Below are 16,680 nucleotides of genomic sequence, written 5' to 3' on the forward strand. Positions count from 1 at the left end.
ACGCGTCGGTCTTCTATTTGATCGGCGCGCTGCATTTTTTCACCTCTGGCTGGTTTTTTCACATCAGACAATCCTTTACCATAGTCTGTATTAATTTCTTACTTGGCTATACGGATACTGATGCGTCATTTGGTTCGTTTTCTCCCTCTGCTCGTTTTGCTCTCGGCCTGTAGCAGTCAGCCGGCCCTTCCTCCCGCAGATGCACCTTCAGGTAATCCTTTTAAAGGTGGCTTCCTGCTTGAACCCGCACACAATGTCCATCCGCTAGGCGGTGATTTTGCGACCAACCCGGCTACCGCGCGGTTTGTCGATAAAATGGTGCTGGAGCACGGCTTTAATCGCCAGCAACTGCATGATGTGCTGGTTCAGGCGAAAAGTCTGGATTGGGTGATCCGTCTGATGGATAAACAAGCCCCGACATCGCGCCCGCCTTCAGGGCCGAACGGTGCCTGGAACCGCTACCGTAATCAGTTTATTACGCCAGACAACGTGCAGAACGGTGTGGCGTTCTGGAATCAATATCAGGATGCGCTACAGCGCGCCCAGAACATTTACGGTGTCCCGCCTGAGATCATCGTCGGCATTATTGGCGTTGAAACCCGTTGGGGCAGGGTCATGGGGAAAACGCGCATCATTGATGCGTTGGCAACGCTGGCGTTTGACTACCCGCGACGTGCCGATTACTTTGCGGGCGAGCTGGAAACCTTCCTGCTGATGGCGCGTAAAGAAGGCAACGATCCGCTTAGCCTGCGCGGCTCTTACGCTGGTGCGATGGGCTATGGGCAGTTTATGCCGTCATCCTTCAAGAACTACGCCGTGGATTTTGATGGTAACGGACATACCAACCTGTGGGATCCAGTGGATGCGATTGGCAGCGTAGCCAATTATTTCAAAGCACACGGGTGGGTGAAGGGTGCACCTGTCGCGGTGCTGGCAAACGGTCAGGCGCCGCTGCTCCCGAACGGTTTTAATACCCGCTACTCGCTCACTGAGCTACAGGCTGCGGGTCTGACTCCACAGCATTCTCTGGCGGGATACAGTGAAGCTAGCCTGCTGCGACTGGACATCGGCACGGGTTACCAATACTGGTACGGACTGCCGAACTTCTACACCATCACGCGCTACAACCACAGCACGCACTACGCAATGGCTGTATGGCAACTGGGTGAGGCTGTAGGCCGCGCTCGACAGAATCAGAGCTATTAAGCTTTTCCCTTTACAGGCTGTCTCTTCGTCATATTTTCAATGTAGACGCAGAGACAGTTTCGTGCGCCATAACGCTGCTATTCATATGCTATACCGTATACGCGCCCGACGCAGGGCGCTCAGTCGCCGCCGCCCTGCGAACCCAGGCTTCTGGCATAAATTATGCCGCTGCGCGGTGCCATCGGCATTCGTGACCGCTAACCGAGCCGCCAGTGACGCGTTCCCTACGCGGCACTGGCTTTCGCGACGTCCTGTCGCTCACTCGGCGGTCACGCCCACCGCTGCATAATTTTTTACGCCAGATAACGACAACCCCATGAGCAGTCGCCGCATCGCATGCGATGCGAAATCTCACTTCGACTAACCTTCCCTTTGCCTCCAATTTTTCCTGAATCACCCTCAATACAATCCGCATAGACACCAGCAGCGACCTCATTGGACTATTCCTGCATAGGGGTTTTCCTATGGTGCAGCAAACCGAGGCGATAAATGACGACGATGATGGTGGTGTTCCTGCTGGCTGGTGTGGTGAAAGGCGTGATTGGCTTGGGATTGCCGACGATCGCGATGGGCTTGTTAACGCTGGCGATGCCCGCCGCCAGTGCGGCGGGGCTTTTGATAGTTCCTTCGCTGGTGACCAACATCTGGCAGCTCGCCTGCGGCCCCGCCTTTCTCAGCCTGATTAAACGGTTTTGGACGCTGTTTGTCGGAATCATTATCGGGACGTTTTGGAATGGTTTGCCAGCGCTCACCTCGTCATCGTCATGGACGAGCGCAGCGCTCGGCGGCATTTTGGTGATTTACGGTCTGTGGGGAATCATGGCGACGACGTTGCCGCAGCCGGGCCGTCATGAGAGCTGGCTGTCGCCGCTGGTGGGTTACATCACGGGGGCTATCACGGCGGCAACGGGCGTCTTTGTGATTCCCGCCGTGCCTTATCTGCAATGCCTGCGGCTCAATAAAAATGATCTGGTGCAGGCGCTGGGGCTGGCGTTTACCGTTTCTACGTTGGGGTTGGCGCTACAGCTGATGCAGGGAATCGGGCTACAGGGCATCGATCTCTGGCAGTCGATGCTGGCACTGATTCCCGCGCTGCTGGGCATGATGATGGGGCAACGCCTGCGCCACGCGATTAGCGAACCGGTTTTTCGGCGCTGTTTCTTCATCGGGCTGGTGGCGCTGGGCGGGTATATGGCTGCGCGCGGGCTGCTTTAAGCCGCATTCTCTTCTGCAATAAAAGCGACGAAATCCTGAACATAGCCGGGCAGTGCGGAAAACTGGCGGGCGCAGATGACCAGATTGCGTGTCGCCCAGTCGTCTGACAGCGGGATCGTGTGAATCGCCAACTGCGCCATCATGCGCTGTGCGGCATGTCGCGGAAGAATGCCAATGCCGATACCGCTGTGAATCACCTGCGTGACGGCATCGAAGCTGGCAAGGCGCACGCGGTAATTCAGGCGTTTCCCCAGCCTTCTTGCGTGCTCGTCGATGTGTTCCTGCAAGGCCGCGCCTTCGCTAAGCCCGATAAATGCGGCATCGGCAATGGCGGAAAAGCTGAGCTGCTGTGCGTCAGACCACATGCTGGTTCGGGGAACCACAACGACCAGCTCATCGCGGCGGAACGGGCGCGTTTCCAGCCCGTCGAGCGGCACGGAATCGGCCACAATACCGAGATCGGCAGTTTGATTACGGACAGCGCTGACGATATCGCGGCTGAGTTTTTCATTTACCGCGACGGATATCTGCGGGCAGACCACCAGATAGCGACCCAGCAGGGCAGGCAAATATTCATTCAGCGCCGCTGAGTTGCACAGCAGCGGAATATGGCCGCGCAGCCCTTTGCTGTACTGGTGTAATTCGCTGCGCATATGTTCGACCTGACGCAGGATAATGTGGGCATGGTGCGCCAGCGAAAAGCCGGCATCGGTGAGCGAGACGCCCGCCCTTGAGCGCAGCAGCAGCGGTACGCCAAGTTCATCTTCCATTCCTCGGATTCGCTCACTGGCAGCCTGCACCGTCAGGCTGGACGCCGCTGCGCCACCGGTAATACTGCCTGATTTCTGAATATTGAGAAACAGCCGGAGATCGGTTAAATCGAATCGCATAGGGGAGTTTGTCTCGGAGGAGCCGATATCCACTATTATGGTCGTGAGTCAGGGCGACGGCAATCGCCCGAGCGGCGACTTACTGAAACTCCACTCTATTTCTGCCTTTTTCCTTGGCCTGATAGAGCGCGGCATCTGCGGCACCGTAAAGGGCATCGAAACGGGTTTTCTGCGGTGCCCAACTGACGCCAAAGCTGGCGGTGACGCGCTGTTGTGGCAGCACGCTGAGCGGCATTTTGTTGAGATCCTGATGAAGACGGCTGGCGAGCGAGACGGCCTGCATGAGCGTATGTTCTTCCAGCAGGATGGTGAACTCTTCACCGCCGACGCGACCGATGCTGCTCGTGGTATTCAGAACCTGTTGCACGCGTGACACCAGATCGCAGATCACGGCGTCACCCGTCGGGTGACCATAGGTATCATTCACCTGCTTGAAATGATCGATATCCAGCACGATGAGCGCCGCCTGATTGCGTTCCAGCGCGTGGTTGATGCGTTCAATAATCGCCCCGCGGTTATACACACTGGTCAGCGGATCGTGGCTGGCTTTGTACTCCAGCTCGACCGCCAGTTGATTGAGCTGCGCGTTCAGACGGTTCAGCTCTTTCTCCGCCCGGTCGCTGCGTGAAATCAGACGGTGCGACTCGCGTACCAGACGCTGATAGTGGTCGGTTAACGCCAGCAGCGTGTCGCGATAGACTTCTGCTGGCCTCTCCTGCTGATTAGCGATGTTGCGCGCGGCGAGCAGAATGTCGTATTCCGGTGTAAACAATTCAATTGTGCTCATGGTTATCACTCAAAATCGTGCTGTGAAAGGTCAGGGCGGGGAAATCGATGTGAAGCTCTTCACCAAATTCTTCCGCAATGTCGTCGTCTTTGTCGTAATACCAATACAGCGCAATCGATAGCGCCTGTTCCGCAGCCTGGTTAAGCAGATTGAATAAACTGAACAGCATCTTGGTACTGGAGCTGTTGAAGTAAATCAGGGAGACGTGTATTTCGATGTTCGGCACTGCCTCATCCGGCGGTATCGATGTGGCATGGGTCGTCAACGCGTGCAGATATGCCTGAACCTCTGTGAGCAGTGGGCGATAAAACGCTGCCGCATTCTCAGGATAAGATTCGCCAGAAAGATAAAGACGGTGTGTGTCAAAGTGAAAATCAACCGTCGGGGTACAGGATGTCCCCGAAATATGGAGGTTGCTTAGGGTCGTTATATTTTTCATGTTAAATGATTGCCTTCAGATAAAACGTAGATAGCCCCGTTGATGCATCGGCCCGAAACGTAAACTGGAGTGGCTCACTGGCATCACGCGCGACGGTCAATAGCCCCATATCCGCGCCTTTGCTTGATGACGGGGTTTCATCACGCAGAGAGACTTTGTAGGCGAGTCGGATTTCATCAAGTGTCATACCGCGCAGCGGTTCAAGACGTCCCCGCAGCGTCTCGACATCGTCGGGGTGTATCGGGTTGGCACACAACAGGAAGTATTTCCCATTTTCGTAACCCAGACACACGGAGCCATGACGGACTTCGACGGGCTGATCGAGAGCCGTTAACGGTGCAGCGGAATAGCGAGTAATGTTCTGCACCATTTCGACGAACGTAGAGAACAGTCGGCGGCGAATGCCAGCAGGAAGCTGCTTTTTCTCCAGCTGTAGCCGCATGGTCTCGGCCAGTGAACTGATGATGTTTTGTGAAAAATAGCCCACGTAATACAGCGTGATGTCATGCTGATGTGAGGGTAAAAAAAACTCGGTGTATTTGATGTTTGGCATCATTCTGTCTGCCTGATTAAACAAAAGTCGAACAATGTCGGAAGCCCCAAAATGTTAAATCGTCTCGCCGGGTCTGATCGCCCTGGTAGATTTTGTGTGCCGACAGGAGCTGGTTAGCCAGTTCGCGCATCGGCTGGTGTTGATGGTGCTGGAGGTACTCCTGTAGGCGACGTTTACCAAACATAATCCGGCGTTCCCCACCGATTTGATCCGTCAAGCCATCCGTGGTGGTGAAAAACATATCGTTATCATGAAGCGGCAATTCATAGCTCGACCACTGATAGTCATAAGGTGTTTCGGTATAGCCGACTCCCATACGATCGCACTGGAGTGGCGTCAGCTGTCCGGTCTGGCGGTGCAGCATGAAGGCGGGCATGCGCGCACCGGAAAACGTCAGCGTGTTTCGCGTCATATCGCAGAACACCAGCATCGCGTCACAGCCGTCGTTAGAGGTGGAAAGCTGACGCGCTTCGTCACGCTGCCCCAGCGTATCTTTGATGTGACGGTTGATTGCCTGTAATAACTGCGCTGGCAGCATCGGGCCGTACTGTGTCAGCGCCTGTTCCAGCGCGGAAGAGAAAATCAGCGTCATAAATGCGCCGGGTACACCATGCCCAGTACAGTCCGCGACGGCGGCAAGCCAGCCGTTCTGGTAGGTTTTAAAGGCATAACAGTCGCCGCCGACACAGTCTCGCGGTTCCCAGGCTAAACACCAGTCGGCTAGCGTTCGGGACATCGCCTGTGTTGACGTCGTCAGCATCGCTGTCTGAATCACGCTGGCATATTCGATGCTTTGCATGATTTGTTGATGCTGGCGCAGGTGCATATCGGAGACGGCCTTGATCAGATCGATGCCTAATCCGATACCGATATAACGCCCGTTCTCGGTGATCATAAAGCCGTCCGTCAGCGATTTATCACCAGTAATCACCGTTTGATCGGCAACGTCGTTCAACGACGACAGCGCATCGACAATCAGCGGGTTTTTATCCATAAACGCGATGCAGCTCTTTTTGTCGTACAGTTCGCGATAAAAAGGCCGGGACATCTGCGAGAGAAAAATATGGCGGTTGATTAAGCCGAAAGGGCGTCCATCCTCCACAACAGGCAGGCTGACCCACTCTTTATTCTTACTGAATAATTGCAACACGGTGGCGTTGTCGGTGTTAGGAGAAACATCCGGCAGGGGAATGCAAAGATCTCGCGCCACCGGTGTACCCCGGAGGAGTGGTCGGGCGCAAGGAACAGGCATGGCGGTCATGGTTAATCTTTGGGCGTATTTATCTTTAAGTCAAAATACCCGCCCTTGATGACCAAATGATGACAGCTCCCGTCATACTTCAAGCCGCAGGTGCGTTGGCTTCCCTTAAATACTCGGCCCGTCGTGGGCCTCGCCCTAAAGGGCTAACGCTTCGCGTTATTCAAAACGTTAACGTTTTGTCCTGCACTCGAATTATTTAGGGGACTCGTGCTATTGCGCGTTCAGTACGTTGGCCATGATTTGATTTTGCCAGTCGAAATACGGGTTAAACGTCAGGCGTACATGGGTTTTGCCATTTTCCACGTATCCCCAGTCGGAATACCACAGCGTGCTGCGATCCTGACAGAGCTTCAGGTCGTTCAGGGGTTGGCCGTTGGCACAGATGACGATCGCACCGGTTTTGCCGTATTCCTTATTCTCTGGCGAAAACAGGAGCGACATGTGCGAGAACTGACTGATACGCCAGTCGGGTAGTGAACCTGTCCGCACCAACACGCGCGAAGAATGGATACCGGCAGGGCGATCGCCATACCAGATCAGGCGGCTGCGCGGGTTGGTAAACTGCTTATCGAATGCGTTGACAACATAATCCGTATCAACGACGGAATCATGCTCCGCCAGCACGATTAACACCGGCTTGTCATAAGGCCTTTTGGCGAGCTGTGAGCGCACGCTGCTGCTGGAATAATAATATTGGGCGAAGCCGTTGGTCGGCACTCGCATATAGCGGGTTGCCAACTGCTGGGGATAGCCGGGGCGCGGCGGCATCAGCCAGTCGGTAAACACGGATAATACCGGTGCCATGAAGGCGTATTTTTCGTTGGATTTAATCGCGGGGGAGAACAGTACCAGCCCTTTGATTTCAGGGTGTTGTAGGGCGTATTCCAGTACCAGATTTCCCCCAGTGGAAAAGCCGCCCAGGTAAACTTCATCGACCTCTTTGCTGAGGATGGCAGCCTGCTCGGCAACCACGTTGCGCCAGTCGTCGACGGTGACGTGCAACAGATCGGAGGGGCGGGTGCCATGACCTGGTAGCAACACGGTTCTGACCAGAAAGCCTTGTTCGACCAATTGTGGTGTCACGTCGGTGAATGAACCCGGCGAGTCACCCAGCCCGTGCACCAGCAAAATCGCTTTACGTGGCTGGCCGATGGGGCGGGCTTCATTCGGCGTATTCCAACGTAATTCCAACTGTTTATCCGTGGTCTGGAAGGCGCGATGCTGTTCTACCCAGCGCGTGGTGTCTTGCTGGTAACGCTCGAATGACGTTTGCCCTAATGGCGTGATGTCGCGCGGATTGCTATTACATCCCACCATGAAAAATACGCCGATGATGGCGAAAAAACCTGCCACTCCCCGTTGCCAGCCTGTCCACGAAACGAACCGGAATACGTCTATTGTCATTTATGCTCCTTGCCTGCTGGCAACATCAGTCTGATCGCTAATGGGATATGGCGTTTCAACAACACTATATCTGAAATTATTTATCATGCAGATTGCTCAACGTGCTGCGTTACAAGGCTTCATGGTATACTTCAGACAAATTGGGCGTTTTTTCTGTCTTTTGGTCAGGCCAATATTATGATGGCCGATGTTGAATAAAGGGATGGCGGTATGCGTTTATATCAGCAGATTGGCGACAATCTTCGCGCGGAAATTCTGAAGGGAAACTATCAGATTGGCGACCGCTTGCCTCCCGAGCGTGATATTGCTGAAACCTACAACGTCAGCCGTAGCGTGGTGCGTGAAGCCCTGATCATGCTGGAGCTGGAAAAGCTGATTGAGGTGCGTAAAGGCTCTGGCGTTTATGTCATGCAGCTTCCGACCGCACAGGGAAAAGACAGCGTGGTAGACAGCGGCTATGGCCCCTTCGAGCTGATGCAGGCGCGCCAACTGCTGGAAAGCGAAGTCGCGGCGTTTGCCGCGATGCAGGCGACCAAGAGCGACATCGTGAAAATGCGGCAGGCCATTGAACAAGAACGGACGTCGCTTGAGAACGGCAGCGTGGATGAAAGCGCCGATGAACAATTCCATTGCCTGCTAGCGCAGTCTACCCAAAACAGCGTCTTAGCCAATATGGTGTATGAGGTGTGGCAGGCGCGTAAACGCAGCCCAATGTGGCAGGGCATTCACTCCCATACCGATGATTTCAGCTATCAGCGCCAGTGGCTGGACGATCATGAAAAAATCCTGCGTGCCGTGTCTCGTCGTGATGTGAACATGGCGCGTCAGGCAATGTGGCAGCATCTGGAAAACGTAAAAATTAAACTGCTGGAAATCTCGAACGTGGACGATCCGGCCTTCGACGGCTACCTGTTCGAGTCCGTTCCTTCGCGTCTGGAATCCTGATTCCCCCCTGCGTTTCCCTTCCTGTGTAACTTTTCTCTCCGGCATCGCATTGGTGTACGGAGAAAAAAGATATCAGACCAAATAATCCGTTTCTGACTTTTCTCCTCACGATTTCAGCCTGATTACGCATGATGTTAGTCCAAAGTTCGGGTTTTTTGTGTAATTGGTCAATCAATTCGTGAGTTTCGTTTGACAGCCTGTGTCGGTGAGGTAGGCTTTTCCTTATTTATTGATGAAAGAAAGTGACGAAAACAACTCCCTCACTTGGCGAAAAAAGGTAACTCAGTATGGAACAAACCTGGCGTTGGTACGGCCCGAACGATCCTGTCTCACTGGATGATGTGCGGCAAGCAGGTGCGACCGGCGTGGTGACGGCGTTGCACCACATCCCGAATGGCGAAATCTGGTCGATTGAAGAGATTGAAAAGCGCAAAGCCGAATTGAAGGCGAAAGGGCTGGTGTGGTCGGTAGTAGAAAGCGTGCCGGTTCATGAAGAGATCAAAACGCAGACGGGGAATTATCAACAGCATATTGCCAATTATCAGCAATCACTGCGTAACCTGGCGCAGTGCGGGATTGATACGGTGTGCTATAACTTCATGCCCGTGCTGGACTGGACGCGAACCGATCTGGAATATGTACTGCCGGATGGCGCAAAGGCGCTGCGTTTCGATCATATCGCCTTTGCGGCCTTTGAACTGCATATTTTACAGCGTCATGGTGCTGAAAAAGATTATACGGCGGATGAACAGGCACAGGCTGCCGACTACTTCCGTGCGATGAGCGAAGAGGATATCGCGCGCCTGACGGGCAACATTATCGCCGGACTGCCGGGCTCCGAAGAGGGCTATACGCTGGAGCAATTCCGTGGCCGTCTGGCGGAATATGATGGTATCGACCATGCGAAACTCCGTGAGCACCTTGGGCATTTCCTCCGTGAGATTGTGCCCGTTGCGGAGGCTGTCGGCCTTCGCCTTGCCATTCACCCAGACGATCCACCGCGTCCGATCCTTGGGCTGCCGCGCGTGATGTCCACGATTGACGACATGCGCTGGCTGAAACAGACGGTCGATAGCCTTCATAACGGCTTTACCTTCTGCACAGGATCGTACGGGGTACGTGCCGATAACGATCTGGTGACGATGCTGGAAACGTTTGGCGATCGCGTGCATTTCACCCACCTGCGTGCCACCTGTCGGGAAGACAATCCCAACTCGTTCCATGAAGGGGCGCATTTGCAGGGGGATGTGGATATGGTGGCGATTATCAAGGCCATTTTGGCGGAAGAATTGCGGCGTCAGAAGGCGGGCGATCGCCGTCCGATCCCGATGCGGCCAGATCACGGGCATCAGATGCTGGACGATCTGAAAAAGAAAACCAACCCCGGCTACTCGGCAATCGGGCGCTTGAAAGGGCTGGCAGAACTACGTGGTGTCGAGCTGGCGCTGAAGCGCATGCTGTTTACCGAATTGTAGCAAGGATGATGAAATGAAACAGACCGTGCTTGATAGCACGGTCTGTTGAAGATGGATGCGTCAGGACCCCAGAGGAGGTATTAATTTATACTCGTCATACTTCAAGTTGCATGTGCGTTGGCTGCGTTCAGTCACCCGAATCACTTACTTGAGTAAGCTCATCGGGATTCTTTCTCTTGCCGCCTGCCTGAAACTCGAGTTATTTAGAGGATAGGTGTGAATTCTGCTGGCAGAATTACAGGGCTTTAACGTTTGAACGGCTGACTTTGCAGTTCTTGGTATCCCAGAATTCTCCGTATTTATCGGACTTTCCTTTCCCTTTTTCTACACCGTTAAACTCTTCACATACCGGCGGTTTACCTTCTTTGTAGCCTTTAATACGCAAATCGCGGATGTCAGCGACATCGCCAAAGTTACGGTTTACGCCAGCGATGCTGTCGATGGTACCGTTAACGGTTGCGCTGATGATGGTGAGGTTACGTGGGCCGCCGTTGTTGGTGCAGTCACCGCAAGAACGCCACAGTTTGCCGTGTTGACCGGTCAGGGTGAAGTTACCTTGAACGATCGTGTGGCTGTTTTTGGCATTCTGTTGCAGCACTTTGTCCGGCTTACCGCCAGGGCCATTGGTGGTGTTATGTGCCACACCGCCGACGATGGTCATGGTTTTGCCGTTGTTGGTTGCTGCATCTTCACAGATGTCTTCCCAGATCACGTTTTCAATACGGCAGTCGCCGCTTGCGCAGTGGATGCCATCAGAACCGCCTTTTGCCGAGATGCGCAGGTTCTTGATACTCGCGTTTTCCAGAGTGATAACAGGAGGTTGCTTATCACTGTCACCGCTACAGCTCAGACCCAGAGTAATCCCACCGCAGTCGACAGATTTGTTTTTGATTACCGCGCCGGCTTTACATTCAGGGCTTGCTGCCTTAAGCGGCGCTGCACGCAATGGTGCTGGTGCCGTTGAGGCGGCATTAGATTTCAGGACACTCTTATTGCCGCTAACGGTATCCACCCAATACCAATAGTCTGACTGTGGATTGGCGGTTAAATCGGTAAAGGTTCTGTCTGTGGAGTTGAGCTCTGCGATTTTTTCGCTGCCAGCCTGAGCACTACTAGTGCTGCGATACACATCCTGGCGAACAACGTTGCCTGCATCGGTAGACCAGCTTAAATAGGTAGCATTATCTTTTTTCAGCAGCATCAGCATGGTGTCATCAGCCTGAGCCTGAAAAGAAATAACAGCGGTGCATAAAAATATCGGTGTTAAATACTTAAACATGTGTTTTTCCTTGTAAATTAAACGGATATTTTTCTCTTTATTTATTCCAAATAAAGAGGGAGTCCTTGCGCATCGGGAAGGATTATATAGCAGAGAATAATAGCAGGGAATATGAAATGAATAATAATTCGGCGATTTTATTGAGGTTAATCAGATTATTTAATTTAGCCTGTGATTATTTTATATTTAATTTTATTATTTATTTATTATTTTTTATTTAATAATTTTTTATCAAATTGATAAATGTTATGGGGTTTCTTATTAAAAATAAGAAAAATGAATGAATGCTGTGAAGAGGAGAAAAGCTTACCACCCGCTGGCCTCTGCGCATGACTGGATTCGTTTTGTTTCCACGTTTCGTTGATGTTTCATTTAATTTCCTGGTGATATTTTCACCATGCGTAAAGTTGGATGCTTTCCGAATAAGCATTGGAATAATTTTATGTAAATGGACTTTTCATTAATCTACATAGGCATGTGTGACAATTTTTTAGTTTCTATAAAGGCGTTTTATTTTTCTTATTAAGAAAAATGAAAGCGTAATGCCTTTTTGGGATGGAAAAATTGTGGATGCTTATAAGGTAAGGTTTGACATGGAATATCAATCAAGCAAGCGAGTTTTATCATTATCACTGGGTCTTATCGGTTTGTTTAGCGCATCGGCATTTGCTTCTGATTCTCGAACGGTGAGTGAACCGAAAGCACCGTCTTCTTGTACGGTACTGAAAGCGGACAGTAGTACGGCCACGAGTACAATTCAAAAAGCGTTGAATAATTGCGGGCAAGGAAAAGCGGTAAAGCTGAGCGCAGGGAGTTCATCCATTTTTCTGAGCGGTCCGCTTTCTCTACCTTCTGGCGTGAGCTTATTAATCGACAAAGGGGTGACGCTGCGGGCTGTGAATAACGCCAAGTCTTTTGAAAATGCGCCCTCATCCTGTGGCGTGGTCGATAAGAATGGCAAAGGCTGCGATGCATTTATTACCGCCATAAGCACGACGAATAGCGGAATCTATGGGCCGGGCACCATTGATGGGCAGGGGGGCGTGAAGCTTCAGGATAAAAAAGTAAGCTGGTGGGATCTGGCCGCCGATGCCAAAGTGAAAAAGCTGAAACAGAATACCCCCCGGCTGATTCAGATTAATAAGAGCAAGAACTTCACGCTGTATAACGTTTCCTTAATCAACTCCCCGAATTTCCACGTCGTGTTCAGCGATGGTGATGGTTTTACCGCATGGAAAACCACGATCAAAACGCCGTCCACCGCCAGAAACACCGATGGTATCGATCCGATGTCGTCAAAGAACATCACCATTGCCCACAGTAATATTTCGACGGGCGACGATAATGTGGCGATCAAAGCCTATAAAGGGCGTTCTGAGACACGCAATATTTCCATTTTGCATAATGAATTTGGAACGGGACATGGCATGTCGATCGGTAGCGAAACGATGGGAGTTTATAACGTGACGGTCGATGATCTGGTTATGACTGGCACCACGAATGGCTTACGTATTAAAAGCGACAAATCAGCAGCCGGCGTTGTCAATGGTGTTCGGTATAGCAACGTAGTCATGAAGAACGTGGCGAAACCGATCGTGATTGACACGGTATATGAGAAAAAAGAGGGAAGTAATGTTCCTGACTGGAGCGATATTACGTTTAAGGATATTACGTCTCAAACCAAAGGTGTGGTGGTGCTGAACGGCGAGAATGCGAAAAAGCCGATAGAAGTGACGATGAAGAACGTCAAACTGACGAGCGACAGCACATGGCAAATCAAGAACGTCAACGTTAAGAAATAACGCAGTGACGAAATCGTTCTGTCATGACAGCGCCGCACGGTTATCCCGTGCGGCGCTGCTGTTTGTGCACTCGTTGTTACGTGCGAGAGTTTAACGCTCACGCAGCGCTTCATTGACCTTATTCAGTGGTTTAATCAGATAGTCCAGCACGCTTTTTTGGCCGGTTTTTATCTCCACGCTGGCGACCATACCGGGCACGATGGGGAATTTTTCCCCGGCTTTGTTGGTCAGCTCCGCCTGCGTGGTGCGCACATAGATTCGATAATAAAACTGATCGCGCCTGACTTCGTCCTGAAGGGTATCGGGTGACACGCTTTCGACTTCGCCCGTTAAATTGCCGTAGATGGAAGAATCATAGGCGGTGATTTTTACCGTAGCGGGCAAACCCGGCCGGATATAGGCAATATCGCGTGGGTTGATGCGCGTTTCGATCAGCAATTGGTCTTCCAGCGGCACGATCTCCATCAACTTGCCGCCCGGTTGCAGCACGCCGCCAACGGTTGTTACCTGAATGTCTTTCACAATCCCGCGTACCGGTGACGTGATGGTGGCGCGCTTGAGCTGATCGGCTTTCCCGCTGACCACTTCCATCTGCGCTTCTAGATCGGCGTTGTTTTTGACCTGTTCTTCCCGCGCCCGTACAGCGTATTGGTTGTTGGCTTCGTCGATTTTGCCGCGGATTTCGCTAATCTGGCGGCGTAACCGGATCACCTCGACGGCGCTGGCGGCACCGCGCTGTACCAGCGGCTCCGTCATCCGCAGTTCTTGTTCCACCAGCCGCATAGACTGTTGCAGGTTGGCGACCGTTTCATCGCGATTGCGTAAGCGTGATTCGTACAGCTGACGTTCGCGTGCGGCCAGCGCGGGTTCCTTCATGGTTTCCGCGCTGAATGTTAGCGGTGCGCCGCTGAGCTCGGCGTGCAGACGTTCGGCGGACGCCCGCAGCGTCTGCACGCGGGAGAAAGCTTCGCCGTAGACGGACTGGAAGCGGTTGATGTCCAACTGCGCCAGCACCTGCCCCTTCTCGACGACGTTACCTTGTTGCACATAGATCTGGCCGATAATCCCGCCATCGAGGCTTTCAATCACCTGCGCGCGGGTCGATGGCGTGACTTTGCCGCTCCCGACGGAAACCTCATCCAGCACGGCGAAGGTGGCCCAGATAAAAAACACGATCAGCCCCAGTAGGCTGAGCCAGATAATAACGGATACGCGTCGACCCTGGCGTTTCAGGTCATCATGGATCGTGATGCTACTCATTGTGTTCCCCTTACGCCACGCTCTGTGCGGTATCTGCCGGTTTGCTGACCGCCTTCAAAATCTGGTCACGCGGGCCATCTGCCACGATGCGTCCCCCATCCATGACGACCACGCGGTCAACGAGCTTGAGCAGCGCCGGACGGTGTGTCACCAGCACCAGCGTGCGGCCCGTGAGCCAACTGCTTAATTGGTGGATCACGTGGCTTTCCAACTGTTCATCCATCGAGGCGGTGGGTTCATCCAGCAGTACAATCTGGGGGTTACGTAGCAGCATCCTGCTGAGCAGAATCATCTGCCGCTGTCCGCCGGATAAACCGCGGCCACCTTCATGAATGATGCGATCCAGACTGGAGGCATCCTGTTGGATCAGGCTGAGCGCGCCGCTAATGCGCAGTGCCTGCAACAACTCCTGTTCGGTGGCGTGTGGATTGCCGAGCATCAGGTTTTGCCGCAGGCTGCCGAAGAACAGGCGTGATTCCTGTGACAGGAAGCCTAGTTGGCGGCGGACATCCGCCGGATCGATCTGGCTGATATCGACGCCATCAATAATGACCTTGCCGCGCGTCGCGGTCGCCTGATTGGCAAGCAGCTTGAGCAGGGTGGATTTACCCGCACCGACCTTACCCAGCAGCGCCACTTTTTCGCCCGGTTTGATCTCCAGTTTGCCGATCTGCAAGGCGGTATCGCCTTTTTCGGGGTCGTAGCTGTATTGCACGTTGTGCAGTTGGAAGTGCCCCTGAAGGATCGGGCAGTGTGCCATTTTGCTGTCTTCCGGCCGATCCAGCGGTTTTTGCAGGAGGTCATCCAACCCAGTCATCGCGGTTTTCGCATGCTGCCAGCGGGAAAACACCATCGTGAGCTGCATGAGCGGGGCGATGGTGCGTGAGGAAAGCAGGCTACAGGCCACGAGCGTACCGGTGGTGATATCGCCCGCCATCACCAGATAGCAGCCGAAGACCAGCATGCCAGCATAGGTGAGCTGTTGGACAGTCGATGCCCAGCCGCTGAGCCGTGCTCCCCACACGCGCTGCTTCATCCCAATGGCGGCGCTGACTTCGTGAGTTTGCTCCCACTGGCGTTGGAAGTAGGGTTCGGCCTGCAACGCCTTGATATCTTCGATCCCTTCGATGGATTCGACCAGCACCGCATTGCGCAATGCGCTTTCACGCATCCCTTCTTTGGCGAGTTTCGCCATCGGCCATTGCAGCATCAGGCCGGGGATCACAATCAGCGGGATCGCCAGCATGGGAATAAACACCAGCGGGCCGCCGATCATCGCCATGATGCCGAGAAACAGCAAGACGAACGGCATGTCAGCGGCTGCCCCGACGGTCGTTGAGGTCAGCAGTTCACGCACCTGATCGATTTCCCGCAACTGAGAAATAAACGAGCCGGTAGATTTTGGCCGAGCCTCATTTTTTATCGCCAGCGCGCGGGCGAACAGCATGCCTGATACGTTCAGGTCGATGCTTTTGCCCATCAAATCGGAGACAACGGTGCGTGACAAACGAATGGCGTACTCTAATGCGGCGGCCAGCAGCACGCCGAAAAACAGCACCCACAGGGTGGGGATCGACTGCGCCGGAATCACGCGGTCATATACCTGCATGGAGAACAGAATTCCCCCCAGCGCCAGAACGTTACCCACGATAGACGCCAGAGAGATTTCCCCGATCTGTCGTTTGGCACCGCGAAAGTGTTGCCAGAACCAGTGCTTACGGTATGGTTTGACGAAATCATCGATGCGGGTATCGCGGCCGCGTTCCGCGATGCCGACCAGCACGATAATCCCCTGACTGTGTTTGATGAGCTCAGCCAGTTCGGCTTCGCGTTGAAGGTCGCCGCCGTCATTCAGCCAGTAGGTGGCAATGCCTTCATCATTCAATGATTCGATGACGATGACGCCGCCGTCATCGGTTTCCGCCAATACCGGTAAGATCTGGTTACGCCAGCGGAGTTTCTCCGTGTGTCGCAGGCTGATGCTCAATCCCATCAGGTGGCTGATTTGTTCTAACTGGCGGGCAATCGGCTGCTGTTCGTACCAGCGCATTTGCTGGCGTACCGACTGGGTATCCACCACCTGTCCATAGTGGGCGGCGGCGCGAGCCATCGCGGCAATCCAGACTTCAGTTTGGGTGACTTGTGTCATTGATATTCCTGCATA

At 53.3% G+C, this 16,680-nt stretch carries 14 protein-coding genes; 5 read left to right on the top strand and 9 right to left on the bottom strand.

Annotation, left to right across the window (positions count from 1 at the left end):
- Window positions 1-120: 120 nt before the first annotated feature.
- Window positions 121-1,206 carry a lytic murein transglycosylase B gene (gene mltB / locus EO763_RS05705; RefSeq protein ID WP_161528360.1) on the top strand — a complete coding sequence of 362 codons (1,086 nt, stop codon included), beginning with the start codon at window positions 121-123 and terminating at the stop codon, window positions 1,204-1,206.
- A 489-nt stretch (window positions 1,207-1,695) separates the two neighbouring features.
- Window positions 1,696-2,421 (top strand): sulfite exporter TauE/SafE family protein, encoded by a 726-nt coding sequence (locus EO763_RS05710; RefSeq protein ID WP_208851988.1) that lies wholly within the window; start codon window positions 1,696-1,698, stop codon window positions 2,419-2,421.
- Here EO763_RS05710 and EO763_RS05715 read toward each other — a convergent pair.
- The 6 genes from EO763_RS05715 to EO763_RS05740 all read right to left on the bottom strand — a co-directional run bounded on the left by EO763_RS05715 (window position 2,418) and on the right by EO763_RS05740 (window position 7,755).
- Window positions 2,418-3,311, bottom strand: coding sequence for a LysR family transcriptional regulator (locus tag EO763_RS05715; protein ID WP_161528361.1), 894 nt, complete (start codon window positions 3,309-3,311; stop codon window positions 2,418-2,420). The genes EO763_RS05710 and EO763_RS05715 overlap by 4 nt on opposite strands.
- Window positions 3,312-3,390: 79 nt before the next feature.
- The gene (locus tag EO763_RS05720; protein WP_161528362.1) at window positions 3,391-4,098 is read right to left on the bottom strand and encodes a GGDEF domain-containing protein; all 708 of its coding nucleotides are present in this window, start codon (window positions 4,096-4,098) and stop codon (window positions 3,391-3,393) included.
- A complete protein-coding gene (locus tag EO763_RS05725; RefSeq protein WP_161528363.1) occupies window positions 4,085-4,537 on the bottom strand; it encodes a DUF1987 domain-containing protein in 453 nt (150 codons plus the stop codon). The genes EO763_RS05720 and EO763_RS05725 overlap by 14 nt, the downstream gene beginning before the upstream one ends.
- 1 nt (window position 4,538) lies before the next feature.
- Window positions 4,539-5,093: a SiaB family protein kinase gene (locus tag EO763_RS05730; RefSeq protein ID WP_080726780.1), complete on the bottom strand. Its 555-nt coding sequence runs from the start codon at window positions 5,091-5,093 to the stop codon at window positions 4,539-4,541.
- 13 nt (window positions 5,094-5,106) lie between these two features.
- Window positions 5,107-6,351 (bottom strand): SpoIIE family protein phosphatase, encoded by a 1,245-nt coding sequence (locus tag EO763_RS05735; RefSeq protein WP_161528364.1) that lies wholly within the window; start codon window positions 6,349-6,351, stop codon window positions 5,107-5,109.
- A 210-nt stretch (window positions 6,352-6,561) separates the two neighbouring features.
- Window positions 6,562-7,755, bottom strand: a complete 1,194-nt coding sequence (locus EO763_RS05740) for an alpha/beta hydrolase (RefSeq protein ID WP_161528365.1) — start codon at window positions 7,753-7,755, stop codon at window positions 6,562-6,564.
- Between the two features lie 210 nt (window positions 7,756-7,965).
- Between EO763_RS05740 and EO763_RS05745 the strand changes: the two genes are divergently transcribed.
- Window positions 7,966-8,700 (top strand): FCD domain-containing protein, encoded by a 735-nt coding sequence (locus tag EO763_RS05745; protein ID WP_161528366.1) that lies wholly within the window; start codon window positions 7,966-7,968, stop codon window positions 8,698-8,700.
- Window positions 8,701-8,987: 287 nt separating this feature from the next.
- Window positions 8,988-10,175 (top strand): mannonate dehydratase, encoded by a 1,188-nt coding sequence (uxuA, locus tag EO763_RS05750; protein ID WP_161528367.1) that lies wholly within the window; start codon window positions 8,988-8,990, stop codon window positions 10,173-10,175.
- Window positions 10,176-10,410: 235 nt separating this feature from the next.
- On the opposite strand, the gene pelI is transcribed toward uxuA, so the two are convergent.
- Window positions 10,411-11,454 (bottom strand): pectate lyase PelI, encoded by a 1,044-nt coding sequence (gene pelI / locus EO763_RS05755; RefSeq protein ID WP_161528368.1) that lies wholly within the window; start codon window positions 11,452-11,454, stop codon window positions 10,411-10,413.
- Between the two features lie 593 nt (window positions 11,455-12,047).
- On the opposite strand from pelI, the gene EO763_RS05760 reads away from it, so the two are divergent.
- Complete coding sequence (locus EO763_RS05760; RefSeq protein ID WP_161528369.1) at window positions 12,048-13,256, top strand: glycoside hydrolase family 28 protein; 1,209 nt, start codon at window positions 12,048-12,050, stop codon at window positions 13,254-13,256.
- A 90-nt stretch (window positions 13,257-13,346) separates the two neighbouring features.
- Here the strand turns inward: EO763_RS05760 and EO763_RS05765 are convergent, their stop codons facing one another.
- On the bottom strand, window positions 13,347-14,516 hold the full coding sequence (locus EO763_RS05765) for an HlyD family type I secretion periplasmic adaptor subunit (RefSeq protein WP_161528370.1): 1,170 nt from the start codon (window positions 14,514-14,516) through the stop codon (window positions 13,347-13,349).
- A 10-nt stretch (window positions 14,517-14,526) separates the two neighbouring features.
- Complete coding sequence (locus EO763_RS05770) at window positions 14,527-16,665, bottom strand: type I secretion system permease/ATPase (protein WP_161528371.1); 2,139 nt, start codon at window positions 16,663-16,665, stop codon at window positions 14,527-14,529.
- Window positions 16,666-16,680 lie beyond the last annotated feature (15 nt).

The organism is Pectobacterium odoriferum (assembly GCF_009931295.1).
GTDB classification, from domain to species: Bacteria; Pseudomonadota; Gammaproteobacteria; order Enterobacterales; family Enterobacteriaceae; genus Pectobacterium; species Pectobacterium odoriferum.

Coding starts and splice junctions, on each gene's coding strand:
- mltB (WP_161528360.1), top strand. CDS start 121: ATGCGTCATTTGGTTCGTTTTCTCCCTCTGCTCGTTTTGCTCTCGGCC.
- EO763_RS05710 (WP_208851988.1), top strand. CDS start 1,696: ATGACGACGATGATGGTGGTGTTCCTGCTGGCTGGTGTGGTGAAAGGC.
- EO763_RS05715 (WP_161528361.1), bottom strand. CDS start 3,311: ATGCGATTCGATTTAACCGATCTCCGGCTGTTTCTCAATATTCAGAAA.
- EO763_RS05720 (WP_161528362.1), bottom strand. CDS start 4,098: ATGAGCACAATTGAATTGTTTACACCGGAATACGACATTCTGCTCGCC.
- EO763_RS05725 (WP_161528363.1), bottom strand. CDS start 4,537: ATGAAAAATATAACGACCCTAAGCAACCTCCATATTTCGGGGACATCC.
- EO763_RS05730 (WP_080726780.1), bottom strand. CDS start 5,093: ATGATGCCAAACATCAAATACACCGAGTTTTTTTTACCCTCACATCAG.
- EO763_RS05735 (WP_161528364.1), bottom strand. CDS start 6,351: ATGACCGCCATGCCTGTTCCTTGCGCCCGACCACTCCTCCGGGGTACA.
- EO763_RS05740 (WP_161528365.1), bottom strand. CDS start 7,755: ATGACAATAGACGTATTCCGGTTCGTTTCGTGGACAGGCTGGCAACGG.
- EO763_RS05745 (WP_161528366.1), top strand. CDS start 7,966: ATGCGTTTATATCAGCAGATTGGCGACAATCTTCGCGCGGAAATTCTG.
- uxuA (WP_161528367.1), top strand. CDS start 8,988: ATGGAACAAACCTGGCGTTGGTACGGCCCGAACGATCCTGTCTCACTG.
- pelI (WP_161528368.1), bottom strand. CDS start 11,454: ATGTTTAAGTATTTAACACCGATATTTTTATGCACCGCTGTTATTTCT.
- EO763_RS05760 (WP_161528369.1), top strand. CDS start 12,048: ATGGAATATCAATCAAGCAAGCGAGTTTTATCATTATCACTGGGTCTT.
- EO763_RS05765 (WP_161528370.1), bottom strand. CDS start 14,516: ATGAGTAGCATCACGATCCATGATGACCTGAAACGCCAGGGTCGACGC.
- EO763_RS05770 (WP_161528371.1), bottom strand. CDS start 16,665: ATGACACAAGTCACCCAAACTGAAGTCTGGATTGCCGCGATGGCTCGC.